The sequence below is a fragment of the Nonomuraea sp. NPDC049625 genome (assembly GCF_040675285.1).
In the GTDB taxonomy this organism is placed as follows: Bacteria; Actinomycetota; Actinomycetes; order Streptosporangiales; family Streptosporangiaceae; genus Nonomuraea; species Nonomuraea angiospora_A.
In genome coordinates this window covers 131488-158452 of the sequence record NZ_JBFAOQ010000011.1, presented here as the reverse complement: position 1 = coordinate 158452, position 26965 = coordinate 131488, and the positions used below count along the sequence as shown (strand labels likewise).

At 72.7% G+C, this 26965-nt stretch carries 26 protein-coding genes; 17 read left to right on the top strand and 9 right to left on the bottom strand.

Annotation, left to right across the window (positions count from 1 at the left end; all coding sequences use genetic code 11):
* Window positions 1-12: 12 nt before the first annotated feature.
* Genes AB0J87_RS39540 through AB0J87_RS39505 form a run of 8 tightly spaced genes read left to right on the top strand, consistent with a single transcriptional unit; the run spans window position 13 to window position 8655 of the window.
* Window positions 13-1509 (top strand): ABC transporter substrate-binding protein, encoded by a 1497-nt coding sequence (locus AB0J87_RS39540; RefSeq protein ID WP_363974404.1) that lies wholly within the window; start codon window positions 13-15, stop codon window positions 1507-1509.
* Entirely contained in the window at window positions 1506-2444 is a 939-nt protein-coding gene (locus tag AB0J87_RS39535) for an ABC transporter permease (RefSeq protein WP_355195897.1), read from the top strand. The genes AB0J87_RS39540 and AB0J87_RS39535 overlap by 4 nt, the downstream gene beginning before the upstream one ends.
* Window positions 2445-2452: 8 nt before the next feature.
* On the top strand, window positions 2453-3274 hold the full coding sequence (locus AB0J87_RS39530; protein ID WP_350727841.1) for an ABC transporter permease: 822 nt from the start codon (window positions 2453-2455) through the stop codon (window positions 3272-3274).
* A complete protein-coding gene (locus AB0J87_RS39525) occupies window positions 3261-4175 on the top strand; it encodes an ABC transporter ATP-binding protein (RefSeq protein WP_363974399.1) in 915 nt (304 codons plus the stop codon). The genes AB0J87_RS39530 and AB0J87_RS39525 overlap by 14 nt, the downstream gene beginning before the upstream one ends.
* Entirely contained in the window at window positions 4144-4944 is an 801-nt protein-coding gene (locus tag AB0J87_RS39520; RefSeq protein WP_363974396.1) for an ATP-binding cassette domain-containing protein, read from the top strand. Before AB0J87_RS39525 ends, AB0J87_RS39520 begins: the two co-directional genes overlap by 32 nt.
* On the top strand, window positions 4941-6113 hold the full coding sequence (locus tag AB0J87_RS39515) for a M20 family metallopeptidase (RefSeq protein ID WP_363974393.1): 1173 nt from the start codon (window positions 4941-4943) through the stop codon (window positions 6111-6113). The genes AB0J87_RS39520 and AB0J87_RS39515 overlap by 4 nt, the downstream gene beginning before the upstream one ends.
* Window positions 6113-7228, top strand: a complete 1116-nt coding sequence (locus AB0J87_RS39510) for a P1 family peptidase (protein ID WP_363974390.1) — start codon at window positions 6113-6115, stop codon at window positions 7226-7228. The genes AB0J87_RS39515 and AB0J87_RS39510 overlap by 1 nt, the downstream gene beginning before the upstream one ends.
* Window positions 7225-8655, top strand: a complete 1431-nt coding sequence (locus tag AB0J87_RS39505) for an aldehyde dehydrogenase family protein (protein WP_363974387.1) — start codon at window positions 7225-7227, stop codon at window positions 8653-8655. The genes AB0J87_RS39510 and AB0J87_RS39505 overlap by 4 nt, the downstream gene beginning before the upstream one ends.
* 48 nt (window positions 8656-8703) lie before the next feature.
* Here AB0J87_RS39505 and AB0J87_RS39500 read toward each other — a convergent pair whose 3' ends face one another.
* From AB0J87_RS39500 to AB0J87_RS39490, 3 genes are read right to left on the bottom strand one after another with little or no spacing between them, the layout of a single operon-like run.
* Window positions 8704-9465 (bottom strand): SDR family NAD(P)-dependent oxidoreductase, encoded by a 762-nt coding sequence (locus tag AB0J87_RS39500; protein ID WP_350727847.1) that lies wholly within the window; start codon window positions 9463-9465, stop codon window positions 8704-8706.
* Between the two features lie 53 nt (window positions 9466-9518).
* Window positions 9519-10055, bottom strand: coding sequence for a GNAT family N-acetyltransferase (locus AB0J87_RS39495; protein ID WP_363974384.1), 537 nt, complete (start codon window positions 10053-10055; stop codon window positions 9519-9521).
* 9 nt (window positions 10056-10064) lie between these two features.
* Entirely contained in the window at window positions 10065-10895 is an 831-nt protein-coding gene (locus AB0J87_RS39490) for an SDR family NAD(P)-dependent oxidoreductase (protein WP_350727849.1), read from the bottom strand.
* Between the two features lie 49 nt (window positions 10896-10944).
* Here AB0J87_RS39490 and AB0J87_RS39485 point away from each other — a divergent pair, with 49 nt between their 5' ends.
* Together AB0J87_RS39485 and AB0J87_RS39480 are read left to right on the top strand one after the other, a co-directional pair.
* Entirely contained in the window at window positions 10945-11769 is an 825-nt protein-coding gene (locus AB0J87_RS39485) for a MurR/RpiR family transcriptional regulator (RefSeq protein ID WP_363974380.1), read from the top strand.
* Between the two features lie 76 nt (window positions 11770-11845).
* On the top strand, window positions 11846-12619 hold the full coding sequence (locus AB0J87_RS39480; RefSeq protein ID WP_363974912.1) for an aldo/keto reductase: 774 nt from the start codon (window positions 11846-11848) through the stop codon (window positions 12617-12619).
* Here the strand turns inward: AB0J87_RS39480 and AB0J87_RS39475 are convergent.
* Window positions 12576-12830 carry a hypothetical protein gene (locus AB0J87_RS39475; protein WP_363974377.1) on the bottom strand — a complete coding sequence of 85 codons (255 nt, stop codon included), beginning with the start codon at window positions 12828-12830 and terminating at the stop codon, window positions 12576-12578. The genes AB0J87_RS39480 and AB0J87_RS39475 overlap by 44 nt on opposite strands.
* A gap of 161 nt (window positions 12831-12991) precedes the next feature.
* Here AB0J87_RS39475 and AB0J87_RS39470 point away from each other — a divergent pair, with 161 nt between their 5' ends.
* A complete protein-coding gene (locus tag AB0J87_RS39470) occupies window positions 12992-13183 on the top strand; it encodes a DUF1918 domain-containing protein (protein WP_363974374.1) in 192 nt (63 codons plus the stop codon).
* A 172-nt stretch (window positions 13184-13355) separates the two neighbouring features.
* On the opposite strand, the gene AB0J87_RS39465 is transcribed toward AB0J87_RS39470, so the two are convergent.
* The gene (locus AB0J87_RS39465; RefSeq protein WP_363974371.1) at window positions 13356-14279 is read right to left on the bottom strand and encodes a MerR family transcriptional regulator; all 924 of its coding nucleotides are present in this window, start codon (window positions 14277-14279) and stop codon (window positions 13356-13358) included.
* A gap of 168 nt (window positions 14280-14447) precedes the next feature.
* On the opposite strand from AB0J87_RS39465, the gene AB0J87_RS39460 reads away from it, so the two are divergent.
* A complete protein-coding gene (locus AB0J87_RS39460) occupies window positions 14448-18452 on the top strand; it encodes a hypothetical protein (protein WP_363974368.1) in 4005 nt (1334 codons plus the stop codon).
* A 100-nt stretch (window positions 18453-18552) separates the two neighbouring features.
* Here the strand turns inward: AB0J87_RS39460 and AB0J87_RS39455 are convergent, their stop codons facing one another.
* A complete protein-coding gene (locus AB0J87_RS39455) occupies window positions 18553-19788 on the bottom strand; it encodes an alpha/beta hydrolase (RefSeq protein WP_363974365.1) in 1236 nt (411 codons plus the stop codon).
* A gap of 125 nt (window positions 19789-19913) precedes the next feature.
* Here AB0J87_RS39455 and AB0J87_RS39450 point away from each other — a divergent pair, with 125 nt between their 5' ends.
* Window positions 19914-20894, top strand: coding sequence for an acetylxylan esterase (locus tag AB0J87_RS39450; protein WP_355195930.1), 981 nt, complete (start codon window positions 19914-19916; stop codon window positions 20892-20894).
* 43 nt (window positions 20895-20937) lie between these two features.
* On the opposite strand, the gene AB0J87_RS39445 is transcribed toward AB0J87_RS39450, so the two are convergent.
* Window positions 20938-21225 carry a Fe-S cluster assembly protein HesB gene (locus AB0J87_RS39445; RefSeq protein WP_363974361.1) on the bottom strand — a complete coding sequence of 96 codons (288 nt, stop codon included), beginning with the start codon at window positions 21223-21225 and terminating at the stop codon, window positions 20938-20940.
* A gap of 123 nt (window positions 21226-21348) precedes the next feature.
* On the opposite strand from AB0J87_RS39445, the gene fxlM reads away from it, so the two are divergent.
* Window positions 21349-22518, top strand: coding sequence for a methyltransferase, FxLD system (gene fxlM / locus AB0J87_RS39440; protein ID WP_363974358.1), 1170 nt, complete (start codon window positions 21349-21351; stop codon window positions 22516-22518).
* A 24-nt stretch (window positions 22519-22542) separates the two neighbouring features.
* Here fxlM and AB0J87_RS39435 read toward each other — a convergent pair whose 3' ends face one another.
* Window positions 22543-23001: a pyridoxamine 5'-phosphate oxidase family protein gene (locus AB0J87_RS39435; protein WP_355195934.1), complete on the bottom strand. Its 459-nt coding sequence runs from the start codon at window positions 22999-23001 to the stop codon at window positions 22543-22545.
* A 147-nt stretch (window positions 23002-23148) separates the two neighbouring features.
* On the opposite strand from AB0J87_RS39435, the gene AB0J87_RS39430 reads away from it, so the two are divergent.
* On the top strand, window positions 23149-23808 hold the full coding sequence (locus tag AB0J87_RS39430; protein ID WP_363974356.1) for a DUF4142 domain-containing protein: 660 nt from the start codon (window positions 23149-23151) through the stop codon (window positions 23806-23808).
* Here AB0J87_RS39430 and AB0J87_RS39425 read toward each other — a convergent pair.
* Entirely contained in the window at window positions 23796-25496 is a 1701-nt protein-coding gene (locus AB0J87_RS39425) for an exo-alpha-sialidase (RefSeq protein WP_363974353.1), read from the bottom strand. The two genes, AB0J87_RS39430 and AB0J87_RS39425, sit on opposite strands and share 13 nt — an antisense overlap.
* 363 nt (window positions 25497-25859) lie before the next feature.
* Between AB0J87_RS39425 and AB0J87_RS39420 the strand changes: the two genes are divergently transcribed.
* Window positions 25860-26642 carry a hypothetical protein gene (locus AB0J87_RS39420; RefSeq protein WP_363974350.1) on the top strand — a complete coding sequence of 261 codons (783 nt, stop codon included), beginning with the start codon at window positions 25860-25862 and terminating at the stop codon, window positions 26640-26642.
* Between the two features lie 69 nt (window positions 26643-26711).
* Window positions 26712-26957, top strand: coding sequence for a hypothetical protein (locus AB0J87_RS39415; RefSeq protein ID WP_350727864.1), 246 nt, complete (start codon window positions 26712-26714; stop codon window positions 26955-26957).
* Window positions 26958-26965: the final 8 nt, after the last annotated feature.

The following is a 26965-nucleotide window of genomic DNA, read 5'->3' as shown; positions in this document are numbered from 1 at the left end:
AGGCAGTAACACATGAGGCGAATCGGAATCTGGATCGCCGCCGGCGGTCTCCTGCTGGGCACGGCCGCCTGCGGCGGCACCTCCAGCGGCGGCGGCAGTGCGGGCACCCCCAAGGCCCAGACCCTCTCCGTGGGATTCGTGGCCGAGCCCGCGAACCTCGACTTCACCTCGACGGAGGGCGCCGCCATTCCGCAGGCGCTGCTCGTCAACGTCTACGAGGGCCTGGTCAAGCTCGACCAGGACGGCAAGATCGTGCCGCTGCTCGCCGAGAAGTGGGACGTCTCGCCCGACCGCAAGACCTACACGTTCAGCCTGCGCAAGGACGTCAAGTTCAGCAGCGGCGCGCCGTTCACGGCCGACGACGTGGCGTTCTCGCTCGACCGGGTCAAGACGGACTGGAAGCTCAAGATCAAGGCGCAGCTCGACGTCGTCGACAAGGTGGAGAAGAAGGACGACTCCACCGCCGTCGTCACGCTCAAGAAGCCGAGCAACGGCTTCCTCTACTCGATGGCCACCAGGCTCGGCGCCATGTTCAGCCGCACCGGGATCGCCGACCTGGCCAACAAGCCCGTCGGCACCGGCCCGTACACGCTCGGCTCGTGGCGGCGCGGCGACTCCATCCAGCTCAACGCGAACGCCTCCTACTGGGGCACCAAGCCGCCGCTGTCGTCGATCACGCTGAAGTACTTCAAGGACGCCACGGCGATGAACAACGCGCTGCTGACCGGCGGCATCGACGTCATCTCCGCCGTGCAGGCGCCCGAGTCGCTGCAGCAGTTCGCCGACCCCAACCGCTTCCAGACGGTCGAGGGCACCACGAACGGCGAGGTCGTGCTGTCGATGAACAACAGCCGCCCGCCGTTCAACGACAAGAAGGCCAGGCAGGCCGTCCGCTACGCGATCGACCACAAGGCGCTGCTGGAGACCGCCTGGGCCGGGCGCGGCCAGCTGATCGGCTCGATGGTGCCGCCCACCGACCCCTGGTACGAGGACCGCACCGGCGACTACCCGTACGACCCGGCCAAGGCCAAGGAACTGCTCGGCGGCAAGACGCTCAACGTCAAGATGCGCATCCCCAACCTGCCGTACGCGGTGGCCAGCGCGCAGGTCGTCAAGTCGCAGCTCGCGCAGGTCGGCATCACCGCCGACATCGAGCCCCTGGAGTTCCCGGCCCGCTGGCTGGACGTGGTGTTCAAGCAGGGCGATTACGACCTGTCCATCATCAACCACGTCGAGCCCCGCGACATGGGCATATTCGCCGACAAGTCGTACTACTTCCGCTACGACAATCCCGAGTTCGGCAAGCTCCTCGCCTCCGCCGACGAGGGCACCGAGCAGCAGCAGACCGACGACCTGAAGAAGGCCGCCAAGCTGCTGTCCGACGACGCGGCCGCCGACTGGCTCTTCCTCTTCCCCAACCTGATCGTGGCGAAGAAGGGCGTCACCGGGCTGCCGAAGAACGCCATCGCGGAGTCCTTCGACTTCACCGCGCTCTCCAAGCAGCAGTGACGCTTTACCTGATCAAACGCCTGGCGGTGCTCGTCGCGAGCACCGCCGTGGCGGGCGTGGTGGTGTTCGCGTTCATGGCGCTGCTGCCCGGCGACCCGGCGGAGGTCGCGCTCGGCGTGAACGCCACGCCCGACGCGGTGGCGGCGCTGCGCAAGCAGTTCGGCACCGACCGGCCGCCCGTCGTGCAGTTCTTCGACTGGTTCGGCGGGCTCCTGCACGGCGACTTCGGCACCTCGTACGTGACCAGCTCGCCCATCGGCCCGCAGATCAGCGACCGGCTCGGCGTCACGGCCGTGCTGGTGCTCGGCGGGATGCTGGTGGCGCTGGTCATCGCGGTGCCGCTCGGCACGTTCGCGGCCGTGCACCACCGCAACCCGCTCGGGGCGGCCATCAGCGCGCTCAGCCAGGTCGGCATCGCGATCCCGGCGTTCCTGGCGGGCATCCTGCTGGTGTTCGTGTTCGCGGTGCAGGCCCAGGCGCTGCCGTCCGGCGGCTACGTGCCGATCGCCGAGAACCCCGCGCAGTGGCTGCTCAGCCTGCTGCTGCCGTGGTTGTCGCTCGGCCTCGTACAGGGCGCGGTCCTGACCCGGTACGTGCGCAGCGCCGTGCTCGACGTGATGCGCGAGGACTACCTGCGCACGGCCCGCGCCAAGGGCCGGGGCAGCACCGGAGCCCTGTGGCGGCACGGCCTGCGCAACGCCTCGATCCCCGTCGTCACCGTGCTCGGCCTGCAACTGGCCACGCTGCTGATCGGCGCGGTCGTGGTCGAGCGGGTCTTCGTCATCCCCGGGCTCGGCGACCTGCTGCTCAACGGCGTCGCCGGGCGTGACCTGCTGCTCGTCCAAGGTGTGGTGATGGTGCTGGTGGCGGCCGTCCTGCTGATCAACTTCGTGGTGGACGTGGCCTACCGCGTGCTCGATCCGAGGCTGCGATGAGGGGCCGGATGAACGCCGGGCTGCTGGTCGGCGGCGTGCTCGTCGGGCTCGTGGTGCTGGCGGCGGCGGTGTCGTTCTTCTGGACGCCGCACGACCCGACGCTCGTGGACGCGGCGCGCAAGCTGCGGCAGCCGGGCGGCGGCTACCTGCTGGGGGCCGACAAGTTCGGCCGCGACACCTTCAGCCAGATCATGGTCGGCGCCCGGACCACGCTCTACGTGGGCATCGTGGCCGTCGGCATCGCCGCCGTCATCGGCACGCCGCTCGGCATGATCGCCGGGATGACGCCGCGCGGCTGGCTCTCCGAGCTGATCATGCGGGTCAACGACCTGGTGTTCGCGTTCCCGGCGCTGCTGCTGGCCGTCATGCTCGGCGCGGTCTACGGGCCGGGCACGCTCACCGCGATGATCGCGATCGGCGTGGCCACCGTGCCCGCGTTCGCCCGGGTGGCCCGCGCCGCCACGCTCCAGGTCATGGTGACCGACTACATCCTGGCCGCCAGGGCCGCCGGGCGCCGCCGCCCGGCCATCGCGATGCGCCACGTGCTGCCGAACATCGGCTCCGTGCTCATCGTGCAGGCGTCCGTGTCGTTCGCGATCGCGATCCTGGCCGAGGCGGCGCTGTCGTTCCTCGGCTTCGGCACCCGCCCGCCGACCCCGTCGTGGGGGCGGATGCTGCAGGAGTCGCAGGAACTGCTGTTCTCGACCCCGCGCCTGGCGCTCTGGCCCGGCCTGGCGATCGCGCTCGCGGTGCTCGGCTTCAACCTCCTCGGGGACGGCCTGCGCGACTATCTCGATCCGAAGCTCAGGAGGGTCCGTGCTGAAGGTTGAGGGGCTGACCGTACGGGCCGACTCGCTGGAGCTCGTGCACGAGGTGTCGTTCGCCATCGCGCCCGGCGAGCGCGTCGGGCTGATCGGCGAGTCCGGGTCCGGCAAGTCGCTGACCGCGCTGTCGCTCATGGGCCTGCTCCCCGAGGGCGTCACCGCCTCGGGCACGGCCACGATGGGCGGGAACGACCTGGTCGGCGTGCCCGAGAGCCGGCTGAAGCGGCTGCGCGGCCAGGACGTCTCCATGGTCTTCCAGGAGCCCATGACCGCGCTCAACCCGCTCATGCGCATCGGCGCCCAGGTCGCCGAGGTCATGACCCTGCACGGCGCGCCGCGCGCGCGGGCCCGGGAGAAGGCGCTCGACCTGCTGGAACGCGTACGCCTGCCCGAACCGGCGCAGATCGCCCGCGCGTACCCGCACCAGCTCTCCGGCGGCCAGCGCCAGCGCGTCATGCTCGCCATCGCCCTGGCCAACGAGCCGAGCCTGCTCATCTGCGACGAGCCCACCACGGCGCTCGACGTCACCGTGCAGAAGCAGATGCTGGAGCTGATCGCCGAGGTCGCGCCCGCGCTGCTGTTCATCACCCACGACCTCGCCGTCGTGGCGTCGGTGTGCGAGCGGGTCCTGGTCATGTACGGGGGCCGCGTCGTCGAGAGCGGCCCCATCCGCGAGGTCTTCACCCGGCCCCGCCACCGCTACACCGAGGGCCTGCTGGCCGCCTCCAGGCTCACCCCGCGCGGCACCCGGCTGCCCACCATCAAGGGCAGCGTGCCGCCGGCCGGGCAGTTCCCCGGCGGCTGCGTCTTCCGCAACCGCTGCCCGCACGCCACCGCCGAGTGCGAGACCGTACCCGCGCTGACAGGAGACGGCCATGCCCACGCATGCTGGCACCCCGCTGATTGAGGCCCGCGACCTCAGCCGCGTCTACCACCGGCCCCGCACCTCGCTCACCAAGGCGGGCGCCGCCGTGCACGCGCTCAAGGACGTGTCGCTCACGGTGGGCCGGGGCGAGCGGTACGGCATCGTCGGCGAGTCCGGCTCCGGCAAGTCGACGCTGCTGCGCCTGCTGTGCGGGCTCGATCAGCCGACCGGCGGGTCCATCCGGTTCGACGGGCAGGAGATCGCCGGCAAGCCGGAACGCCGGCTGCGCTTCCTGCGGGAGAACCTGCAGATCGTCTTCCAGGACCCGATGAGCTCGCTCGACCCCCGCATGCGCGTCCGGGACCTGGTCGCCGAGCCGCTCGTCGCGCTCGGCCTGCCGGTCGGCGACCGGGTGACCGAGCTGCTGGAGGGGGTCGGGCTGCCCGCCTCGGCCGCCGAACGCTACCCGCACCAGTTCTCCGGCGGGCAGCGCCAGCGCATCGCCATCGCCCGCGCGCTCGCGCCCCGTCCGAAGGTGCTGGTGGCCGACGAGCCGGTGAGCGCGCTGGACGTGTCCGTACGCGGGCAGATACTCAACCTGCTGGCCGATCTCGTGGACGAGCTGGGGCTCACGCTCGTGTTCGTCTCGCACGACCTGTCCGTGGTACGGCACGTGTGCGAGACGGTCGCGGTCATGAGCCATGGGGAGATCGTGGAGAGCGGGCCGGTGGACGAGGTGTGGGCCGCGCCCGCCCACGCCTACACGCGTACGTTGCTGCAGGCCGTACCGACTCTGGAGGGATTGTTTTGATCGACGTCGATGCCGACGGAGTGGTGGGGTTCACCCAGGAGCTGGTGCGGATCCCCAGCACCAACGACCCCGGGCGGCGTGAGCGGGCCGCCGCCGAGCTGGTGGCCGCCAAGATGCGGGAGTGGGGCTGGAAGCCCACCGTGTACGAGGTGGAGCCGGACCGGCCGAACGTGGTGGCCGTGGTCGAGGGCGGCGGCGGTGCCGGGCCCACCCTGATGTTCGAGGGCCACACGGACGTGGTGACCGAGGGCGACCTGTCCACCTGGACCGTCGACCCGTTCGGCGGGGAGATCCGCGACGGGAGGCTGTGGGGGAGGGGCAGCGCCGACATGAAGTCCGGCCTGGCCGCGACCCTCTACGCCACCCGCGCGTTGCAGCTGGCTGGACCGTTCCCCGGGCGGATCAAGGTGTGCGCGCTGGCCGACGAGGAAGGCCTCATGATCGGCGCGCACCACTTCGTCTCCGAGGGGCTGACCGCCGACGTGGACGGCGCGATCGTCGCCGAGCCCGAGGCGGGCGAGATCTGCGCGGTGGCCAAGGGCGCGCTGCGGCTGCGTGTCGACTTCGCCGGCAAGATGGCGCACGGCGCCATGCCGCAGCACGGCCGCAACCCCCTCCCCGCCGTGGGCTCGCTGCTGGTGGGGCTGGGGTCGCTGCAGGAGGAGCTGCAGGGACGGCACCCGGCGCACGAGCATCTCGGCGAGGTGTACGTGACGCCGACCGTGCTGCGGGCCGGCTCCGAGGAACAGGTGAACGTGATCCCGGCGGCCGCCTCGGTCTTCGTGGACGTGCGGACGATCCCCGGGGTCGAGCACAAGCTGATCGCCGACCGGGTGGCCGCGCTCGCCTCCTACGATGGGATCGCCGCCGAGGTGTCGGTGCTGGTGGACCGGCCGCCGGTGGACGTGCCCGTGTCGGACCCGGTGGTGGCCGCGCTGGCCGCCGCCCACCGCACCGTCACCGGCGCGGAGCCGGTCTACGGCGGGGTGCCCGGGTCCACGGACGGGACCGTGCTGACGCACTGGGGCGGGATCCCGTCCGTGGTGTACGGGCCCGGCGGGAAGTGGATCGCGCACCAGGCGGACGAGTTCGTGGAGGTGGCCGAGATCGTCCAGTGCACCCGCGTGTTCGCCGAGGCGGCCCGGCGCTTCCTCAACGGGGACTTCTGATGCGCGCTGGGCCTTCCAACTCGCTGATGGACGTGGCCGGGCTCCGGGTCGGCCACGCGCAGCGGGTCGGCGGCGGCTACCGCACGGGCACCACCGTCGTCCTGGCCCCTCCTTCGGGGGCCGTGGCGGGGGTGGACGTGCGGGGCGCCGCTCCCGGCACCCGCGAGACCGAGCTGCTGGATCCGCGGAACCTGGTGTCGCGTGTGCACGCCGTGGTGCTGACGGGCGGGAGCGCGTACGGGCTGTCGGCGGCCTGCGGGGTGGTGGAGCGGCTGGCGGACGCGGGCATCGGGTACCCGGTGGCCGGCGGGGTGGTGCCCATCGTGCCGGCGGCGGTCATCTTCGACCTGGGGCGCGGTGGCACGTTCCGCGCCGTACCGGACGCCACCTTCGGCACCGCCGCCCACGACGCCGCCACCCCGGACGGTGGGTCGGCCGCTCTCCCGCCGTCCGTGGCGGGAGTCCCTTGGGGGAGGAGCGGGACGGGCTCGCCGGACGGCGTCGTCCCCGTCCGAGGGACCGTCACCCTCGACGGCGGGGTGGGGAATGGGTCGGTCGGGGCGGGGACCGGGGCCAGGGCCGGTGGGCTGGCCGGAGGGGTGGGGACGGCGAGCGTCGTCCTGCCCGGCGGCGCCACCGTGGCGGCCCTGGTCGTCGCCAACCCCGTAGGCTCGGTCCTCGACCCCCGCTACGGCACGCTCGCCGGCGCGAGGTACGGCCTGCCAGGCGAGTTCGACCACCTCCAGCCCCCGCTCCAGGCGGAGATCGACGCCTGGCGCCCGCAGAACGCCCCCTCGTTCAACACCACCATCGGCGTGGTGGCCACCGACCTCACCCTCACCAAGGCCCAGTGCGGCAAGCTCGCCGCGGTCGCCCACGACGGCCTGGCCAGGGCGATCAGGCCGGCCCACACCATGACCGACGGCGACACGATCTTCGGCCTGGCCACCTGCGCCGGCCCCGAGCCCGACCACGACACCCTGCAGGAGGTCCTGGCGGCGGGGGCCGACGTGTTCAGCCGCGCCATCGCGCACGCCGTCCTCGCCGCCACCGGCCACGAGGACGCGCCCGCCTACCTCGACGTGTTCCCCAGCGCCCAACGGAAGCGAGCATGAGCATCGACATCGCATGGCCGTCCGGCCTGCCCATCGGCGACGGGTGGGTGGAGACGGCGGAAACCGACGACGTCACCTTCCCGTACGACGGCTCCCTCGTCGCCACGGCCCCGAGGGGCGACGCCGGTCTCGCCCGGCGGGCCGTGGACGCGGCCCTGGCCGTCGCGCCCGCCATGGCGGCGCTCCCGTCGCACGCCCGCCGCGCCGCCCTCATGAAGGCCCACGACGCGCTCGCGGCCAACCGGGAGGAGTTCGAGCGGCTGCTCGTCCTCGAGACCGGCAAACCGCTGGTCGACTGCAAGGTCGAGGTCGCCAGGACGCTCGTCACGCTGGCCACGGCCGCCGAGGAGGTCGCCAGGCTGCACGGCGAGACCGTGCCGCTCGACCTGCTGCCCTCGGGGGAGGGGCTGGTCGGGTTCTGGACGCGCCGCCCGATCGGCGTGGTCGTCGGGATCACCGGCTTCAACTACCCGCTGCTCCTCGCCGCCCACAAGATCGCCCCGGCCGTGGCCGCGGGCTGTCCCGTGATCGTCAAGCCCGCGCCCGCGACCCCGCTGGCCACGCTCTGGCTGGTGCACCTCATCCGGTCGGCGGACGCGCTCTCCCCGGCCGCCGTGCAGCTCGTCACCGGGGACGTCGAGGTCGGCAGGACGCTGGTGGAGGACCGCCGGATCGGCGCGGTCTCGTTCACCGGCTCGGCCGCCGCCGGGCACGCCATCGCCCGCAACGCCGCCCCCACCAAGGTCCTGCTGGAGCTGGGGTCGAACGCGGCGCTCGTCGTGGCGGCCGACGCCGACCTGGAGGCCGCCGCCGACGCCGTCGTGCGCGGCGGTTACTACGCCTCCGGCCAGGCGTGCATCTCCGTCCAGCGGGTGCTGGTCGAGGAGCCCGTACGGGAGCGGTTCGTGTCCTTGCTGGCCGACCGCGTCAAGAACGTCACGGTCGGCGACCCCCGCCTGGCGGAGACCCGCGTCGCCCCGCTCATCGACGAGACCGCCACGGACCGCGTGCTGGAGTGGATCGCGGAGTCGGGGGGCGAAGCGGTCACGGGCGGGCACCGCGACGGCCGGGCCATCGCGCCGACCGTGCTCGCGGGCGTCGGCGACGGGGCCGCCGCCTGGGACGAGGAGATCTTCGGGCCGGTGGTGTGCGTGCGCCCGGTGCCCGGCCTCGACGCCGCCTTCGCCGCCGTCAACGAGTCGCGGTACGGCCTGCACGCCTCGGTGTTCACCCGGTCGCTGGCCACGGCGTTCGCGGCCATCGAGCGGATCGAGGCCGGGGGAGTGGTGGTCAACGAGGTGCCGGGGTTCCGGGCGGACAACATGCCGTACGGCGGCGTGAAGGACTCCGGGATCGGGCGCGAGGGGCCCCGCTTCGCCATCGAGGAGCTGACGGTGACCCGGATGGCGATCATCCGGCCCGCCTAGCGGGTGGTCATGGCGACCGGGTCGCGGGACCCGGTCGCCGGCGCCTTTCTAGTTGGGCGGGTCGAAGCGGCCGTCCACGGCGGTCCAGCCGCCGTCCACGTACAGGACCGAGCCGGTCACGAAGCTGGCCGCGTCGCCGGCCAGGTAGACCACCGCGCCGGCCATCTCCCGCGCCGTCGCCCACCGGCCGAGCGCGCTCTTGTTCGCGTACGCGGCGTACCAGTCGGGGTTGTCCTTGATCTGCCTGGTCAGCGGCGTCTCCACCACGCCGGGCGCGATGGCGTTCACCCGCACCCCGTGCGGCCCGAACTCGGCCGCCGCCGTCCGCAGCAGCTGCACCAGGCCCGCCTTCGTGGCCGAGTAGACGCTCTGCCCCGGCTCGGTCACGGACGCGCGGATCGAGGCGAACCCGATGATCGACCCGCGCCCCCGCTCGACCATGCCCGCCCCGAAGGCCCGCACCACGTCGAACGAGGCCCGCAGGTTCAACCCCACCACCCGGTCGAACTCCTCGCCGGAGTAGTCGAGCAGCCGCTTGCGGACGTTCGTGGCGGCCGTGAACACCAGCACGTCGGCGGGCTCCTCCCCGGCGGCCCTCTGCACCTCGGCGGCGTCCAGCACGTCGAGCAGCCGGGCGTCGCCGCCGCACGCGGCGGCGGTCTCCTCGGCCGAGGCCAGGTCGCGGTCGGCGCACACCACGGAAGCCCCGTGGGCGGCCAGCGCCAGCGCCGCCTCCCGGCCGATCCCGCTCCCCGCCCCGATCACCACGGCCCGCCGCCCATCCAGGCGGAACAGCGCGTCATATCCCATACGAGGCACCCTAGCGACTGGTCCGACCAGTGCACCAGGTCGGGGTCAGCGCGTCAGCGCGTCTCCCATTCGGCGCGCGTCAGCTCGTACTCCACCTCACCGTGCTCGGCTCCTGGCAGCGGGTCCTCCCACTCCAGGTGGAAAGTGCGGGTGAAGCGCAGCCCGCACTTCTCCATGACCCGCCGCGAGCGCACGTTCACCGCCATCGTCTGGGCGTAGACCCGGCGCGCGCCCAGCTCCCGGAACGCCTTGTCGATCAGCGCGAGCGAGCCCTCGGTCGCGTACCCCCTGCCCCAGGCCGACTTGTGCAGCCGGTAGCCCAGCTCCGGCTCGTCGTCCGGCGTGCCCTTGGGCGCGCGCAGGTGGAACCACCCGAGGAAGGCCCCGGACGGCTTCTCGATCGCCGCGAAGAAACCGGTTGCGATGAACGCGGGCAGCGTCTCCCCGACGATCACCTCGCGCGGCGTGGGCTTGCCGCCGTTGAGGAACTCCATGACCTCGGGGTCGTTGTGGAGGGTGAAGAGGTGGCCGGCGTCGGACTCGGTGAAGCGGCGCAGGATCAGCCGCCCGGTCTCCAGATAGATGTGCACCGGCAAACGCTAGTGAGCCGGTGGCCGCGCCTTCGACAGGTTTTCCGACAGCTCGCGCAGCCGGGCCCGCGCCCCGGCGTCGTACGCCTGCTCCAGCGCCTGCGAGGGCCGCAGGCCGTCGAAGAAGCGCCCGGACACCTCGTCCAGCTCGGGGTCGGTGACCAGCCGCGACGTGGCCTCCACGCCCTCCCGCAGCTCGCTGACCGGCGTGGCGACCATTTTGGTCGGCATGTACGTGGCCGGGTGCAGGGCGTTGGCGGTGACCCCGGTGCCTGCCAGCTCCTCGGCCAGGTCCACGGTGAACATCACCTGCGCGAGCTTGCTCTGGCAGTACGCGCGCACCCCGCTGTAGCCGGCGGCCTGCATGACGTCGCCGAAGTCGATCGGGGCCTGGCCGAGGCTGCTGACGTTGACGATCCTGGACGGGGCCGACTCGCGCAGCACCGGCAGCAGGAGCCGGGTGAGCAGGTAGCCGGCCAGGTAGTTGACCGCGAAGCGCAGCTCGTGGCCGTCCGCGCTCTCCTGCCGCGCCCCGCCGCCCGGCACGGTCGTGCCGATCCCCGCGTTGTTGACCAGCGTGTCGAGGTCCTTGTGGTCGGCCGAGACGGCCTGCGCGAGCTCGCGTACCTCGTCGAGCGAGGCCAGGTCGGCGCGGTACCAGTGCAGCCGCGCGGCGGGGACGGCGGCCCGGATCTCCGCCAGCGTGTCGTGGCCGCGCCGGTCGTCGCGGCCGTGCACGAGGACGGTCGCGCCGCGTGCGGCCAGGTCGGCGGCCAGCGCCCGGCCGAGCCCGTCGGTCGCGCCGGTGACGAGGATCGTCCGCTGCTCCATGGGACGCATGCCCACCACGGTATCAAGACGGAATTTCGTTCTCTGCTACCCTGCCGCCATGGAACGCAATTCCCTCGCGGCTACCGTGCGGGCCAGGCTCTCCGGGCTGCACGACGCCGAGGCGCGGGTCGCGCAGGTGGTGCTCGACCAGGGCGCCGGGCTCGTCCACCTGAGCGTGAGCGACGTGGCGCGGCTGGCCGGCACGTCGGCGTCCACCGTCGTACGGGCGTGCCGGCGGCTCGGGTTCGGCGGCTACCAGGAGCTGAAGATCGCCTCCGCCCGCGAGGCGCCGCGCGTGCCTGAGCCCCAGGACGACCGCGACCCGCTGGCCGCGACCGTACGGGCGGCGCAGGAGGCGCTCGGCGGGCTGGGCGCCACGCTGTCGCGCGACGACCTGAACGCCGCCGCCGAGGCGCTCAGCGGGGCCGCCCGGGTGCTGTTCGCCGCCACCGGCCTGTCGGGAGCGGTCGCCGTCGACGCCGCCTACCGGCTGCGGGCCCTCGGCCTGCCGGTGGACCTGCCGCCCGACCCGCTCACCGCGCACCTGGCCGCCGAGCTGCTGCCGGAGCCGTCGGTCTGCCTGGCGATCAGCCACAGCGGGGCCACCCGCTCCACCGTCGACACCGCCCGCCGCGCCCGCGCCGCCGGGGCGCGGGTCGTGGCGATCACCAGCTACGCCAGCTCGCCGCTGGCTGAGGAGAGCACCTGGGTGCTCGTCGGCGGCGGGCAGGACCTCGTCTTCGGGATGGAGGCGGTCGCCAGCCGCCTGGCCCACCTCACCATCGTCGACACGCTGTCCATGATCGTGCTCGCGCTGCGCGGCGGCGGGGCCGAGCGGGCGGTGTCGGCGTCCGCCGACGTCACGGCGGACCACAGCTACTGAGAGGGGCACAGTGACCAGCCAGACTTTCGACATCGCCGGTGAGCTGCGGGTCAACCGGCTCGGGTACGGCACCGGCATGCTCACCGGGCCCGGCTACTGGGGGCCGCGCCTCGACCCGGACGGGGCCGTCGCCATCCTGCGCCGTGCCGTGGAACGCGGGGTGACGCTCGTCGACACGGCCGACAACTACGGGCCCGACCTGGCCGAAGAGCTGGTGGCGCGGGCGCTGCACCCGTACCCGGACGATCTGGTGGTGGCGACCAAGGGCGGTGTCGTCCGTACGGGCCCCAACGTCTGGCACGTCTCCGGGCGGCCCGAGCGGCTGCGCGCCATGTGCGAGGCGAGCCTGCGCCGGCTCAAGACCGACACCGTCGACCTCTACCAGCTCCACCGGATCGACCCGGACGTGCCGCTGGCCGACCAGCTCGGGACGCTCGCCGAGCTGCGGCAGGAGGGCAAGATCCGGCACATCGGCCTCGACACGGTCACCGTGGAGGAGCTGGAGCGGGCGCTGGGGATCACGGAGATCGCCTCGGTGCAGAACCGCTTCAACCTGCTGGACCGCGAGTCCGCGCCGGTGCTGCGGGCGTGCGAGGAGCGCGGGCTGGCGTTCCTGCCGTGGTTCCCCCTGGGCAACGGCTCGCTGGTTCGCGACGGCCTGCCGGAGACGGCGCGGCGGCACGGGGCGAGTGCCGGTCAGGTGGCGCTGGGGTGGCTGCTGCACCACTCGCCCGTCATCCTGCCCACGCCGGGCACCGGGTCGCTCGCCCACCTGGAGGAGAACCTGGACGCGGCCGCCGTCGAGCTCACCCCCGACGACCTGGCCGCCCTGGACGCCTTCCTGCCCTAGCGCCCAGCTCGCCGAGCACCGCCTCGTAGCGCGCCGGCTCGAACCCGTCGCCCGCCAGCTCGTCCAGGGCCTCGCGGGTGCCGGCCGTGAGCTCGTGTTCCCGGCAGTAGTGCTCGTCCCGCGCCGTCAGGCCGAGCGCCGCCCAGAACTCGTCCGTGGTCATGCGCCCGAGCGTCACCGAACGGTACGCCGCGCGGATCTCCTCCCGCACCGACGCTACTGCGGCGCGGGATGGCCGAGGCGTCGGGCGCGGGCTTGCAGATTTCTCTAAGACGCGGCATGAGAAAGGCATGCCCTTTGCGGGGCGGCCCTTCGGGTGCAATGTGGGAAGGAACCTCAAAGTTGCCCAAGACCAGCTGAGAGGAACTCATCATGCACGCGAACGTCGGTGACCACCTGATCGTCCACGGCAACGTTGTCGGCCACGGAGACCGGATAGGCGAGATCATCGAGACCCGGGGCGAGAACGGCACGCCACCGTTCCTGGTGCGATTCAAGGACGGACACGAGCAACTCGTCTTCCCGGGACCCGACGCGGTGGTCGAGCCCGCCGAGGCCGTCTGACCGCCGTCCTCGAGTTGAGCCGTGCCAGCCCACACCACACGAATCCGGCCCCGACCGACCCACAGCAGCACCACGACCCGCGAGCCCAGACGCTTAGCCGCCACCGCCCATCTCAACACACTCGACCGAGCTCAGAGATCACGGCGAAACCGTACTGGACCCGCCGGGAACGTCAGCCCAGGCGGGCGCGCAGGGCCTCGGTGAACCAGCCGAGGGCGGGGCTCAGTGGCTCCGGTGCGGGCCAGCCGTTGATCACCGCCAGCAGTTCGAGGTAGTGGTCCCTGCGCGGGTCGTCCGCCTCCTCCAGCCGGTCCAGCAGCCGCCGCCGGAGGACGGGGCCGTCGGGGAGGCCGAGGTCGCGGGCGTACGCGGCCACGACCGCCGCCACCACGGAGTCCGCCTCGGGGGCCTCGGGGGCGAGACCCGCCGCGAGGGCCGGGCGGGCGTGGTCGCGGGCCAGTGCGGCGGGGTCGGGGCGCGGGGGCGCGTCGGCCTCGCCTCGTTCGGCCGCGTGCCGGGCGAGGATGCGCCGGACGGCGGCCCGGAAGTCCGGGTCCTGCGCGAGCTCGGCCAGCTCCACCCAGGCCTCCACCTGCTCGGGCGAGGGGTCGTCGGGCAGCTCGGGCGTCATCGAGCGCATGATCCCGGCGAACCCCGGAACGGTGTCCAGGCCGTCGAAGGCGGCCTCCAGGAAGTCGTCGACGAGGCGGCGGCGTTCGTCCTCGGAGAGTCTTGCCAGTTTGTGCATGAGATCCATTTCCTCGGGGCTGGAGCCGCGCCTGGCCACCGCCGTGAGCACCGCGCGCCGCAGCCGGAGCGTGCGGATCTGCACGGCCAGCGCTTCGGCGTGCGCCGCGGCGACCTCGGGGAGCGAGACCTCGCGTGCCACGACCCGCCGGATCGTGGGCAGGTCCACCCCCAGGTCGCGCAGCGTCCGTACGAGCTCCAGGCGTGCGACGGCGTCGAGGTCGTAAAGGCGGTAGCCGGTGGGGCTGCGGTCGGTAGGCGGCACGATCCCCCGATCGGAGTAGAACCGGATGGTCTTGACCGTCAGCCCGGTGCGCCGGGCCAGGTCACCGATGGAGTAGAGCGCCATGTCTCCACCTTCCCGCCTCCCCTAGATGGAGACTCAACCGCTTGACAGTGATCCTGAAAATTGGGGTCCCATGTTCAGGCGGGTTTGACTACCTGTGAGGAGGTGTGGTCGCATCGTGACCTATGTTTCTGATGGGATGAATTAGACCGGTCCGGGGGAGAACGTTTCATGCCGCACGCCCTTCTGCGCGTGCTCGCTTCGACGTCCATCGCAAGCGCCACAGTCCTGGTGGCCCTGCCACCGAGTGCCCAGGCCCAGACGCCGGGCCACGCCCAGGTGAGGGTCCAGCCCGTGCCCGCCGTGCAGGAGCCGCCGGCCGCCGCGGTCAGCGTTCCCACCCGGCCCTCGCTCGCCGTCAGGCCGGCGGGCACCGGGCGGGTGGGACCCGACGAGCCCGAGGTGACCACGCCCGCCGGGCCGCGGCTCATCGACGAGGTCACCTCCGAGGCCGCCTCCGTCCAGGAGGAACAGGGCTTCGGCAGGCAGGCGCCCGACGTCCGGAGTGTGCTGCCCGACACGGCGGACGCCGAGCCGCTGACGCTGATCAAGCCGCTGGCGCCGATCCTCAAGGCCTTCGACGGGCTGGGTGGGCTGGGCAAGGTGGTGCCGGGGCTGACGTACCGGCTCTGCGTCCAGAGCGAGGCCGTGCCGGTCTCCTGCTCGATCTCGCAGCCGGTCGCCACGCCGGCGGTCGCCGACGTCACCGGCGACGGCAGGCCCGACCTGGCCGCCGACCTCGTGCCCACGGCCAACCCCATGGAAGGGGCGGCCGGGCTGGGGTTCGCGGTCAAGCGGCTGTCGCAGGGGCAGGTCAAGGCGCTGGTCTGGGCCGAGTACGACGGCAAGGTGTCGGTCGGGTTCGACGGCCTGCGGCACGGCGGGTCGCTGTCGGCCTTCGACTGGGGGACGTTCGGCGTCGACCTGACGGGCAAGCAGGTCAAGGCCAGCGTGAAGCGTACCGATCCCGGGAAGTCCGCGGCCCTGGTCGCGGGGCTGACCGGCCGCAGCGTGGTGAGCCTGCGCCAGACGCCCGCCACCGAGAAGCTCAGCGTGACCGCCGCGCTCGACTCGCCCTCCCTGGACGTCCACGCCTCCGCGCCCGCCAAGCTGGAGGCGCTGGCGGTGAACGGCCGCCAGTTCACCCAGGCCGTGCTCGACCGCATGCCCGCCCGCGCCGCGGTGCGGCTGTCGGACGGCGAGGTCCGCTTCACCAGCCCGTCCTCGATCGCCCGCGCCCGGCTGCACAGCTTCACCTATCGTGACGGCAAGCTGGCCAGGGTGCTGAGCGCCCAGGTCAGGAAGGTGCCGCCGACCATGACCGCCAAGTACGCGGCCGCGGACGGCAAGCAGACCCTGACCGTCGAGTCCGCCAAGGGCCGGGCCGGGGCGGCCTCTCTGCTCTTCTTCGACCGGGCCGCGGACAAGACCGTGCTGAGGACCGAGCTGAGCGACCTGCCGGCCAAGGTGCGCCTGGTCAACGACCTGGCCGAGCACCGCGTCACGCACACGACCAGCTCACCCATCGGCCGGTTCGCCGTGGTGCTCCAGCGCAACGAGGGCGCCATCTCCAGCCCGCGCGGCGGCCACGTCACCATGATCAAGAAGGGTGACGCGGTGGGGGTGTCGGGGCTGCTGTCGGGGCTGTCCGGGTTCGACGTCACGTACGGGGCCGTGCCGCACGCCCACCTGGAGGTGGGCTCCAGCGGGCGCTCGTTCGTGGGCGCGGCCAGCATCGACGGCACCCACGTGGCCCGCCTGGAGATCTCCAACACGCCCGCCACCGTGGACGTCACCCTCGACCCCGCGAGCCGGAAGGCCGAATACCAGGCCAGCGGCGTGATCCGCAGCATCCGCGCCGCCTACACGAATCTCGAGACGGGCCCCACCGTCGACGGCACCGTCCTGGGCGTGCGCGACGACGTCAAGGCGTCGTGGGAGCTGGGCGAGCGCTCGACCGTCAAGGTCGCCACGTCCGCCAAGATTGACCAGATCAAGATTTATGCCAATAAAGCGCACGTGACCTCGCCGTCCGGGGAGGACCTGGAGGCGACCGTCGAGGGCGTGCGCAAGAGCGTCGAGCTGGTCGCCGACACGGGTGCCCGGACCCTCACCTGGACCGCGGACGCGCCGGTGGCCAAGGTCTCGGCCCTGGCCAGGGTCAAGCTCGGCGACCGGTACGCCAGGGCCGCCGCCGAGGTGAGCGGCGTGCCGGCCCGCTTCGACGCCTCGTGGGACCCGGCGTCGTACCGCTTCCGCGGCCTGTCCGGGCCGGTCGGGTCGGCGGAGGTGGCGTTCACCAACCACGACGGGGCAAAGGCTCCCACCGGGCCGCACCTGTCGGCGCACTACAGCCAGGCGACCGGCGACCTGGACGCCAGCGTGCTGGTGAAGGGGCTCAAGCAGGTCGGGTTCACCCCGGCGGCGCAGGGGTTCAGCGCGGACTTCCGCTCGGCCCGGCAGAGGCTGGCCGTGGACGCCGACGTCACGCAGGGTGATGCCCGCTTCGGCCTGATCGGCACGCTCGGGCCCGTGCCCGGCCGCCTGTCGGTCACCTCCGACGGGGGCAAGCTCACCTACGCCGGCTCGCGCCTGGACGTGCGCGCCCGCGCCTGGCTCGGCAAGGCCGGGGCGCTCGACCGCATGCGGGCCGCCCCCGCCGTGCCCGGCGGCGTCTCCCTGGTGGACGGCGGCTGCGCGGCCGGATCCGCGGGCTGCTCCCAGGGGCCGTTCTGCACGCCGGATCGGGGCTGCTTCGGCCTGCAGGGATACCTGGACGTGAGCGGGCTGCCGGACCAGGTGACCGTGGACATGACGGGTAAGACGTTCGCGTTCTCGGGGTTCAGCCCGCGGCGCAAGAGCCTCGGCGTCTATCTCGCCAGCAGCGTCCTGTCACCCGTGCCCGTCAAGGCCAGGGCCACCCTGACCGGGCTGCCCTCCCAGATCACCAGCATGTCGCTGGGGCCGTTCGGCGTGGCGCAGGGCAACGCCGTGCAGGCCGCGTACCGCATCGAGCCCGCCGCCACGCTCGGCGCGCTCGACGTGCAGGCCGAGGCCGGTGACCTGCGCGGGCACGTGTCGATCGACCCCGTGCCGGCCTCGGTGTCCGTCCAGGGCACGTACGGCGCCCAGACCCGCATCCGCGTCAACAACTCCGCGGCCGTCAAGCGCCTGGACGCCAAGGTCACCCTGGCCGGGAAGGGCACCGGCGAGCTGCGCTTCGCGGACGTGCCGGCCTCGTTCGGGGTGGACGCCGACGCCTCGGCCGCCGGGCTGAGCGTGCCGGCGCTCACCTACAAGTCGAACGTCAGCACCCTCGACGGCTACCTCGGCGTGGAGGGCGGCCTCGTGGACCCGCAGGGCAGGCTCGGGGACGTGTCGTTCGCGGTCAAGGACCTGGCCGCCGACACCACGATCCGCATGAACCCCGACCAGTCGCTCGACCTCGTCTCCCGCCCCGTCCCCACGGGCCGCCTGTCGCTGCACGCGGGGCTGCGGATGGACGCGGTCGCGCCGCAGCAGATCTCCGTGAGCAAGGAGGTCCCGTACACGACGGGCTTCCTCACCTACAACGTCGGCGGGAAGTTCGGGCTGCAGGCGAGCGCGGTCAAGGACCTGTCGCTGGACGCGCAGCGCGTGTCGTGGCTGCGCATCCGGCCCGGCAAGGTCCCGTTCGGGCTGAAGGCGCCCCCGGCCCTCGGGTACGTCGCGCCCGGCTTCGAGGGCGACTACGGGCAGCTCAAGCTGGCCGCCAAGGGGGTGGACCTGCGGCCCGAGGTCTCCCTGGACGTGCGGCTGAGCAGGGAGGTCGGCAGCGACGTCTTCCGCGACTCGGTGCGGCTGGCCCCCACCGACTCGCTCGCGCTGCGCCGCTACGACCAGCGGATGCGGCGGATCGGGGCCAAGCAGGAGATCAAGGCGGCGGGGATCAGCCTGGCGTGCGTGACGGTGGACGCCAAGCCCGGCTTCGCGGCCGGGAACGGGTCCAGCTCCATCACGCTGCGTGGCGCCGACGGGCCCCAGATGGTGTCGCTGCTGGATCCGGGGGGCCAGGTGCCGGACTACGCGGTGGACCTGCTGACCCACTTCATGAGCCCGTTCCCCGGGGCGGAGTGGAAGGTCGCGGGCACCAAGGCGGGCGGCTGCGACCCCGAGCGCCGCCCGGCCTCCCGCTGACCCGGCCCTGCTGACCCGGCCCTGCTGACCCGGCCCTGCTGACCCGGCCCTGCTGACCCGGCCCTGCTCACCCGGCTGACCGCCGCGCCCGGCGCGGCGGTCAGCTCGGGCCGCGGTAGCCGGGCGGCGGGCGCTCGCCCTCGTACGCCTCCACCGGGCGCCCGGACAGGAACGCCCGCAGGACCCCGAGGTACGGCTCGCTCGCATAGGCGTCCGTGGAGGCCTGGTCGTCGAGGTAGGCGAGCGTGGCCGACGGCAGCGCCCGCCGGTAGGCCATGGCCGACGTCCAGCCCTCCTCGTCACACCGGCTCTTGACGATCAGCACGGGGGACTTCGCCTCGGACAGGCTCAACGGGAGCGAGGAAGGCGCCGTCCGCCCGGTCAGGCCGACGTACCCCCCGGATCCGGTCGTGGTGGCGGCCGGGCACGGATGCGGCTCCCCCTGCCGGACGAGGCCGAGGTAGGCGTCCAGCTCCCGGTCACCCGCGAAGGCGTGCGCGGCCCGCGGGTCCACTTGCAGCAGCGTGGAGACGGCGAGCAGGCGCGGATCCGGCGAGCCGCCCGGCCCGAACATCGCCGCCAGCTCGACCTCGCCGTCCGGCTTCCGCTCAGGCGGCAGCCCGATGGGGGAGGCCAGGACGGCCTTCGCCACCCGGTCGGGGTGCGCGGCCAGGTAGGCGGTGGCGAGCTGCGCGCCGTAGTCGTGGGCGATGAGGTTCAGCCGGTCCGCGCCCACGGTCTGCCTGATGGCCTCCAGGTCCTCCACGTCGCGCGTCAGGCCGTACTCGCGCGGGTCCCGCAGCCGGGCCGAGCGCCCGGCCCCGAGCTGGTCGTAGACGTACACCTGGTAGCCGTCCGCCGTCAGCTTCCTGAAGAAGGCCGAGGAGGCCGCCAGGTCGGCCACGCCGGGCCCGCCGTGCAGGAACACCACGGGGTCGGGGCGCGTGACCCGCTTCGGCGCGAGCCGTACGTACGCCAGCTCCGAGCCCGTCGCCAGCCGCCACTCGCGCTGCCCGGCCACCGGCGCCGGGGGAGCGGAGGGCTGCGGCGGGCGCAGCGTGGCGACGCCGACCGGCCACACGACGGCCGCCTCCACCCCGAGGATCGCCAGCGCCCGCAACCAGCGCCCCCATACGGCCCTCGGCCTGGGCACGCACAGCAGCAGCCCCAGGAAGAACACCGACGCGAAGACCGCCAGCCCCGTCACCGTGAACGTGGTCGCCTCCGCGCCCACCATCGCCATCCCGGCCAAAGTGGCCAGCCCGAGGACCGGCGACAGGGCCAGCACCCCGGCGCCCGCCACCGCCCGTCCGGCCAGCCTGGCGAAAGAAGCCACAAGGGGACGTTAGTGCACGCCACGGGTTTCGGTCAGGTGGATGGGATTCCGGACGCGGAGTGGGATAGCGCTTACCGGCGGGATGAGGTGAAATATCAGCGTCCCTCTACGAGGCTGGAGATTCCGTGCCACTGTTCGACCTGCCGCTTGAGCAACTCCGCAGCTACCTCCCCGAACGCGACGAGCCCGCGGACTTCGACGCGTTCTGGTCACGCACCCTGGCCGAGGCCAGGGAGTTCGACCTGAGCGCCGAGTACGTCCCGTACGACCTGCCCCTCGCCACCGTCGACGTGTTCGACGTGTCCTTCGCGGGCTGGGGCGGGCACCGGATCAACGGGTGGTTCCTGGTGCCGCGCGGCGTCGAGGGCCCGGTGCCGTGCGTGATGCACTACATCGGCTACAGCGGCGGTCGCGGGTTCGCCAAGGACCACCTGTTCTGGCCGTCGGCCGGGTACGCGGTGTTCGTGATGGAGACGCGCGGCCACGGCGGCGCGAACGCCGGCAGCCCCGGCGCGACCGGGGACCCGCACGGCAGCGCCTCGCCGCAGGCGCCGGGCATGATGACCCGGGGCATCCTCGACCCGGACGACTACTACTACCGGCGCGTCTTCACCGACGCCGTCAGGGCCGTGGACGCGGCCCTCGAGCACCCGGCGGTGGACGCGAGCCGGGTCGTCGTCTCGGGCGGCAGCCAGGGCGGCGGCATCGCGCAGGCCACGGCCGCGCTGCACCCGGCGGTCAAGGCGGCGCTGATCGACGTGCCGTTCCTGACCCACTTCCGGCGGGCGGTCGAGATCACCGGGAAAGACCCGTACCAGGAGCTGGTGCGTTTCCTCTCCACCCGCAGGGACACCGCCGACCAGGTCTTCCGCACGCTGTCGTACTTCGACGGGCTCAACTTCGCCGCCCGCGGCCAGGTGCCCGCGCTCTACTCGGTGGCGCTGATGGACGACGTCTGCCCGCCCTCGACCGTGTTCGCCGGATACAACCACTGGCAGGGCCCGAAGGAGATCTCCGTGTGGCCCTGGAACGGCCACGAGGGCGGCGGCGGCTTCCAGACGGAGGAGCAGCTGCGCTACCTCCACAAGCTCCTCAGCGACGGCTGACGGGCGCGCCCGCCGTGCCGGTGCGGCACGGCGGGCGCCCATGTCACGCCATCTGATCCTTGACCAGGAACGACACGCTTCCCTGGTCGTCGGCTCCGGCGTCCAGTGACTTGTCCTCCAATACGGTGGCGGCCACGGGGTCGAGGTAGACACGCGCCCCCTCGGCCTCGACGACCTCGTCCGCCGGCTCCGGAGAGGTGGCCAGCGTAAGGGTGAGCGAACTCGCGCCTTCTCCCTGAGACGAGATGCGAATCCCGCTCTGGGCAGGCTCGGGCGCGGACGCGGTGAGATCGCGGATCGCCTGGGCAGCGTTGGCAGTCAGGGTGAGCACTACGGCTCCTCCTCACGGTCGACGTTCAGGAGTTGCCTGCCCTTCCCCCAACTCACCGGCTCAACCCTTCTTGACTGTTTCTTTGCTCAGATTTCCTGGAGCTCCCTGTGGAGAATGGGGGCCATGGACTTCGCGGAGCAGAGGCAGGCCATGGTGGCGCACCTGCGGAAACGCCAGGACATCAGCGATCCCGTGGCCGCCGCGCTGCTGGCGGTGCCGCGCCACCTCTTCGTGCCCGGCATCGACCCCGGGGACGCCTACCGTGACGAGCCCATCGTCACCAAACGTGACGACGCGGGCCGGCCGATCAGCTCGTCCTCGCAGCCCGCGATCATGGCCACGATGCTCGACCAGCTCGGCGTGGAGCCGGGGCACCGGGTGCTGGAGATCGGCGCGGGCACCGGCTACAACGCGGCGCTGCTGGCCCGCCTCGCCGGGCCCGCCGGGCACGTGGTGAGCGTCGACATCGACGAGGACATCGTCGCGCGGGCCGGACGCCACCTGTCCGCCGCCGGGGCGGAGCGGGTGGAGGTGGTGTGCGCGGACGGCGTCCAGGGGTACGCGGAGCGGGCCCCGTACGACCGCGTGATCGCCACGGTCGGCGTGTGGGACCTGGCCCCGGCGTGGCTGGAGCAGCTGGGCGCGGGCGGGCGGCTGGTGGCGCCGCTCGACCTGCGGGGCGTGCAGGTGTCCGTGGCCCTCGAACGCGCCGGCGACCATTGGGCCAGCCGGTCGGTGGCGCCGTGCGGGTTCATGCGGATGCGCGGGGCGTTCGCCGGGCCCGAGGCGATCGTGGTGCTGCGCCAGGATCCCGAGCTCATGCTGGGCCTGCCCGAGTGGCGCGAGATCGGCGACGTGCTGGCCGCGCTCGACGCCGAGCCGGACGAGGTCGCCGTCGACGGGGGCGAGGAGGTGGCGTACGGGCCGGGTGTCACGCTGTGGCTGGCCCTGCGCGACTCCCGGTGCTGCGTCCTGACCGGCAGGCTGGGGCAGGGGTACGGCATGAGCATCGGCCTCGTGGACGGTGACGCCATCGCGCTGCTCGGAGGGCGGGGCGCGCACGTGGCCCGCGGCCGGGGGCCCACCGGCCCCGGTCTGGCGGCCCAGGGCCACGGGCCGGGCGGCGCCGCGCTGGCGGCCGACCTGGCCGGGCACGTGCGGGCGTGGAACGAGGCGGGCCGCCCGGAGACGGGCGACCTGCGCATCCACGCCTATCCCGGGCGCGCCGGCGACGAAGGGGAGGGGGCGGTCATCCCGAAGCGCCACACAACCCTGGTGGTCACCTTCGACTGACCGTCCACCCGCCGTCGTGGGTCTTCAGGCGACCGTCCACCCGCCGTCGCGGATGAGGTCGCGGCCGCGCAGCTCGTTCGCCTCGCGCCAGGCCTGCAGGCGCACCGGCGTGATGCGGAAGTAGTGGTACGACTCGGGCTCCTTGCGCGGGTCGAAGCCCGTCTTCGCCGCGAACGCGTCGCCGACCTCGGCCGGGATCTCGGCTTCGGGGATGGCCTCGGCCGTGCCCTCGACGAGGACGACGTCGCGCACCAGCCCCACGCCCACGCGCAGCCGCCCGGAGGCCAGCAGGTTGCGGGCGGTCCGGCTGGCGCTGGTGGTGGAGATCAGCAGGGTCGCGCCGTCCCACAGGAACGACAACGGCACCAGGTACGGCACCCCGCCCTCGTCCGCCGTGGCCACCCAGGCGTCCACGTCGTTCTCGAGCCGGTCGAGGGTGTCCCGCTTGCGCTGGTGGGGCGTGCGGGGATCTGGCTGGGTCATCAGGGCTCCGGTCACATCGGCCTCATGGTCGTCGTCATTATCGTTCGCGCCCGGCTCCGCGCGCCCGGGGGTGGGATGTCGGGTTTTGGGGGAAGGGATGATTACGCACTGTATTTGAGACGTATCACAATGTCATAGGAAATGCTCATGCGCACACTGTTGCTGGCCGCCGTGGCCCTCGCCGCTCTCGGGGGCTGTGCCGACGTGCCGACGGACACCGCGGGTCTGGTGTCGCGTACCGACACCCAGCCGTCCGAGCAGGACAAGGCCTGGATGCGGGGCATCCACGAGGCCAACCTGGCCGAGGTCCAGGCGGGGCAGCTCGGGGTGGGCAAGGGGAGCACGGCGCGGATCAAGGCGATCGGCAAGATGCTCGTCGTGGACCACACCAAGCTGGACACGCAGGTGACCAACGCGGCCACGCGGCTCCACATCCCGCTGCCCATGTCCCCGAGCGCCGACCAGCGCGCCATGCTGGCCGAGCTGCAGGACTCGCCGCGCGACGAGTTCGACCAGGACTTCACGGCCGCCATGATCAACGCGCACCAGCAGACGCTGGCGGCCACGAAGGTCGAGATCTCCCACGGGACCTCGCCGACGGTGGTGGCGCTGGCCAGGACGGCCGAGCCGGCGCTGGTGGCGCACCTGACCGCCTTGCGGCAGTCCGGGGGCGGCCAGCCCACGCAGACACCCACAGAGTCGCCCACTGGGTCGCCCACTGGGTCGCCCACTGGGTCGCCCACCGAATCGTCCATCGGCACGCCCACGGAGACGACCCCGGGACCGGAGACGCCTCACGGCGAGTAGAGCTCGATCTCGTTGAGCATGCTGCACGTCCGGCCGAGCTCCGGCTCGCAGCCGGAGGTCGGCTCGGTGACGATCTTGATGTGCCGGCCCGTGCGGTCGATCTCCTGGTATCGCATCGCGTAGTCCGTCCGGTCCGTGATCGTGACGACGGGCTCGCCCCAGGAGCGGCCGTCCTCGGAGACGTACACGCGGGCCCCGGCCGGATGGCCCGGGCGCAGGCTGAGGCCGATCCGGGTCAGCGCGTACGGGCGGTCCAGGTGCAGCACGTACCGGCCGCGGCCCCGGGCGACGGCGCTCGACCAGTAGCCGGTGCTGCCGTCGAAGGCCCCGCCGGGACGGCTCCTGGGCCGGCCGGTCCAGCGCATGGTCGTCTCGACGCTCAACCGGCCGCTCCGGCGCATCGCGGCCAGGTCCAGCAGGCCGGGGCCAGGGGGATCGATCGTGAACAGCTGCCGCTTGATCGCGTACCAGCCGTGGTTCTCGAAGCGCCCGTGCGCCGGGCAGGCGGTCTCGTCCAGCAGGCCGTCGCGGCGCACGCCGGGCAGCTTGCAGTTGTCGAACACCTGGATCAGCCGGTGCGGGCCGAGCGCCGCGATCCCGGTGTAGCCGGACGAGCCGTGGACCGGCCAGATGCCGTCGCGGTTGTGGTACGTCACCCGCGGCTCCAGCCACTCCTCGCCGAGCCCGTCGGGGGAGACGGCCAGCCAGTTGTCCGGGCGCCCGGCGCTGAGCACGAGGACGCCGTCCGGCATCAGCAGCAGCCGGGGCGCCACGCCGCGGACCACGCAGTCCTGCCCCGCGAAGCGCAGCTCGCCGACCGGCGACCAGGTGCGCCCGCCGTCGGTGGAGCGGCTCTGGTGCAGCGTGGAGAACCGGCCGCCGTCGCGGCGCAGCACCGCCAGCAGGCTGCCGTCCATCGTCTGCGCGATGCTCGCCTCGTTGTAGACCAGCCCGTCCGACGGCGGCCCGATCACGCCGCGCCGCTCGAACGTCCGGCCGCCGTCCCGGCTGGCGTACAGCTCGGCCTGGTACATCCCCGTGTCGCGGTACTGGGCGTACATCGTGATCAGGATCGTGCCGTCGGCGAGCTGCACCGGCAGCCCGTGCGTGGCCCCGCCGGGCAGCAGCTCGCCGGGCGTGGTCAGCGCCGCCTCCGAGCGCACCCAGCTCTCCCCGTCCTCCAGCGACGACGTGGTGAGCACGCCCAGCGTGCCGGTGTGCGGGCCGGTGACCTGCAGGTAGTACTCGGTGGCGAAGTAGCGGCCGTCGAGCAGCTGGATGGGGGCCTCGCGGAGCGGCGTCAGGTTCGCCGGGCCGAACGCGAGCCCGCCGTCGTCGGAGACCGCGACCGAGTTGGTGAGGGTGACGATCTGGTCCACGTTCGTGGTGAAGGTGCTGATCACCTTCTGCCGGGGAGCCCCGCCGGGGCCCACGACGTCGAGGACCGAGACGTTCGGGAAGCCCGCGAAGTCGAGCCGTTCGGACTCCGTCGGCTCACGGTCGACGGGCGGCGGATTGGGATGAATCCAGTCAGGTGAGGAAGCAGTATCGATCAGGTAAGCCTCGCCCGGGATGGACGGCTGGGAGTGATCCGGTAGCTGGCAGTAACCGGCCGCCGCCTGCGTCGCGTCAGGCGGCGCGGGCAGTCCCGCGGCCACCGACAAGGCCACGACCACGGATCTTGGCACCCACACCGGCTCGCTCCCCGCATCTCTCCCGAACTGACCGAACCGTTCGGACTCTAGATGATCCACGCTCCGTAACACCGGATTCACCTGCGGGAAGTCGCGGGTTCACGGCTGCCGCCGATCGGGCGGCGGGGGACCCATACTGGTTTTGTTAAGTACCAGTTGACAGGAAACCCCTCTCTGACGACGATCGGGACGGCACTATTAAGTGTCAATTTACGTAGGTCGTGGGTCGGGAGGTGGCCCCAGATGAGCATCGAGCCGAGGGCGAGAGTGGCCCCAGAGCGAGTGCTGCCAGGCCCGGTGCCTCTGGCGCCGGAGACAGCCGCCCAGCAACGGGTGGTTCAGCGAATCTGCGCCAGAGTGGCGCCCGCCGGCGTGGACGTCGGCGTCGACGAAGTACCCCCGGGCGGCCTGCAGGTGTGGATCGACACCCCGGTGCCGGTCCCCGCGCCGGAGTCCTGGGTGCTCTACCACCGCATGGCGCGCGAGGTCGCGCTGGTCGGCTGGCACTGCGAGGCCGACGCCGACCGGCTGCTGGTCCTCGGCTGGAGCGCCGCCTGCCTGCACAACCGCGTACGCCTGCTCCAGAGCGGGCTGCGCCGGCTGACCGACTTCGAGTCGACCGCGCAGCGGGCCGTACAGCTCGAAGGGCGGCGCCCGGACGAGCCCGCCACGGAGATCGTCGCCGCCGTGAACGCCTCGGTCGAACGGCGGCTGCGCTGGCCCGAGCGGCTGGCCGAGCTCGACGGGTTCGAGCGCAGCTCGGGGCTGTCCCACCTGCAGTTGCTCCTCGCCCAGGTCATCGGATTGGAGGCGAAGGTCTCGGCCGCCTGCGCGGAGCACCTCGTCATGGCGCGGGTGCTGGCGCGGGCCGTCTGCGAGCAGTACGCCCGCCACTCAGACCTGTCGCGCGCCCAGCGCGACGTGCTGCTGGAGTCGCGCCGATGGGTGCACGCCAGCTCCATGATCCGAGGCTCGGCCGGCGCCCGGCCGAGCACCGGTGGCACCGCCGGCCGTCCCCACATGGGGCTGGCGGAGCGCCGCATCGCCGCGAGCGTCATCAACCACGGCGTGCCGCGGGCGACCCCCGCGGCCGTCACTCCGGTGGTCGACCACCTCGACCACAGGGAGGGCGCACGCTGACCCAGATCCGCTCAACGGCGAGCGGTCGCCCGGAAAAACCCCATCGAGTCCGGTAGGAGAGCTCCCGTCATGCGAACCCCCCCGCACCTGCCCGCCAGAACCATCCGCGACACCCGGGACACCGACATCCGGCCCCGCCGGCACCCCTACGGCCTGCACGAGGTCCCCGTGCAGTCGGCGCCGCTCGGAACCCTCGACCTCCCCGACACCACCACCGAGCCCGACGAGTACGTCGAGCAGCGGCTGCTCGGCATCAGGGAGATGTCCAACCAGGCCATCGGCTCCATCGACGACCTGCTCCAGCACACCGCGTGAGCCGAAAG

Bases quoted from the DNA above. Each gene is read 5' to 3' on its own strand.
- AB0J87_RS39430 (WP_363974356.1), top strand. From the start codon at position 23,149: ATGCGCACACTGTTGCTGGCCGCCGTGGCCCTCGCCGCTCTCGGGGGC.
- AB0J87_RS39505 (WP_363974387.1), top strand. From the start codon at position 7,225: ATGAGCATCGACATCGCATGGCCGTCCGGCCTGCCCATCGGCGACGGG.
- AB0J87_RS39460 (WP_363974368.1), top strand. From the start codon at position 14,448: ATGCCGCACGCCCTTCTGCGCGTGCTCGCTTCGACGTCCATCGCAAGC.
- AB0J87_RS39500 (WP_350727847.1), bottom strand. From the start codon at position 9,465: ATGGGATATGACGCGCTGTTCCGCCTGGATGGGCGGCGGGCCGTGGTG.
- AB0J87_RS39540 (WP_363974404.1), top strand. From the start codon at position 13: ATGAGGCGAATCGGAATCTGGATCGCCGCCGGCGGTCTCCTGCTGGGC.
- AB0J87_RS39490 (WP_350727849.1), bottom strand. From the start codon at position 10,895: ATGCGTCCCATGGAGCAGCGGACGATCCTCGTCACCGGCGCGACCGAC.
- AB0J87_RS39465 (WP_363974371.1), bottom strand. From the start codon at position 14,279: ATGGCGCTCTACTCCATCGGTGACCTGGCCCGGCGCACCGGGCTGACG.
- AB0J87_RS39470 (WP_363974374.1), top strand. From the start codon at position 12,992: ATGCACGCGAACGTCGGTGACCACCTGATCGTCCACGGCAACGTTGTC.
- fxlM (WP_363974358.1), top strand. From the start codon at position 21,349: ATGGACTTCGCGGAGCAGAGGCAGGCCATGGTGGCGCACCTGCGGAAA.
- AB0J87_RS39520 (WP_363974396.1), top strand. From the start codon at position 4,144: ATGCCCACGCATGCTGGCACCCCGCTGATTGAGGCCCGCGACCTCAGC.
- AB0J87_RS39435 (WP_355195934.1), bottom strand. From the start codon at position 23,001: ATGACCCAGCCAGATCCCCGCACGCCCCACCAGCGCAAGCGGGACACC.
- AB0J87_RS39485 (WP_363974380.1), top strand. From the start codon at position 10,945: ATGGAACGCAATTCCCTCGCGGCTACCGTGCGGGCCAGGCTCTCCGGG.
- AB0J87_RS39415 (WP_350727864.1), top strand. From the start codon at position 26,712: ATGCGAACCCCCCCGCACCTGCCCGCCAGAACCATCCGCGACACCCGG.
- AB0J87_RS39510 (WP_363974390.1), top strand. From the start codon at position 6,113: ATGCGCGCTGGGCCTTCCAACTCGCTGATGGACGTGGCCGGGCTCCGG.
- AB0J87_RS39480 (WP_363974912.1), top strand. From the start codon at position 11,846: ATGCTCACCGGGCCCGGCTACTGGGGGCCGCGCCTCGACCCGGACGGG.
- AB0J87_RS39530 (WP_350727841.1), top strand. From the start codon at position 2,453: ATGAACGCCGGGCTGCTGGTCGGCGGCGTGCTCGTCGGGCTCGTGGTG.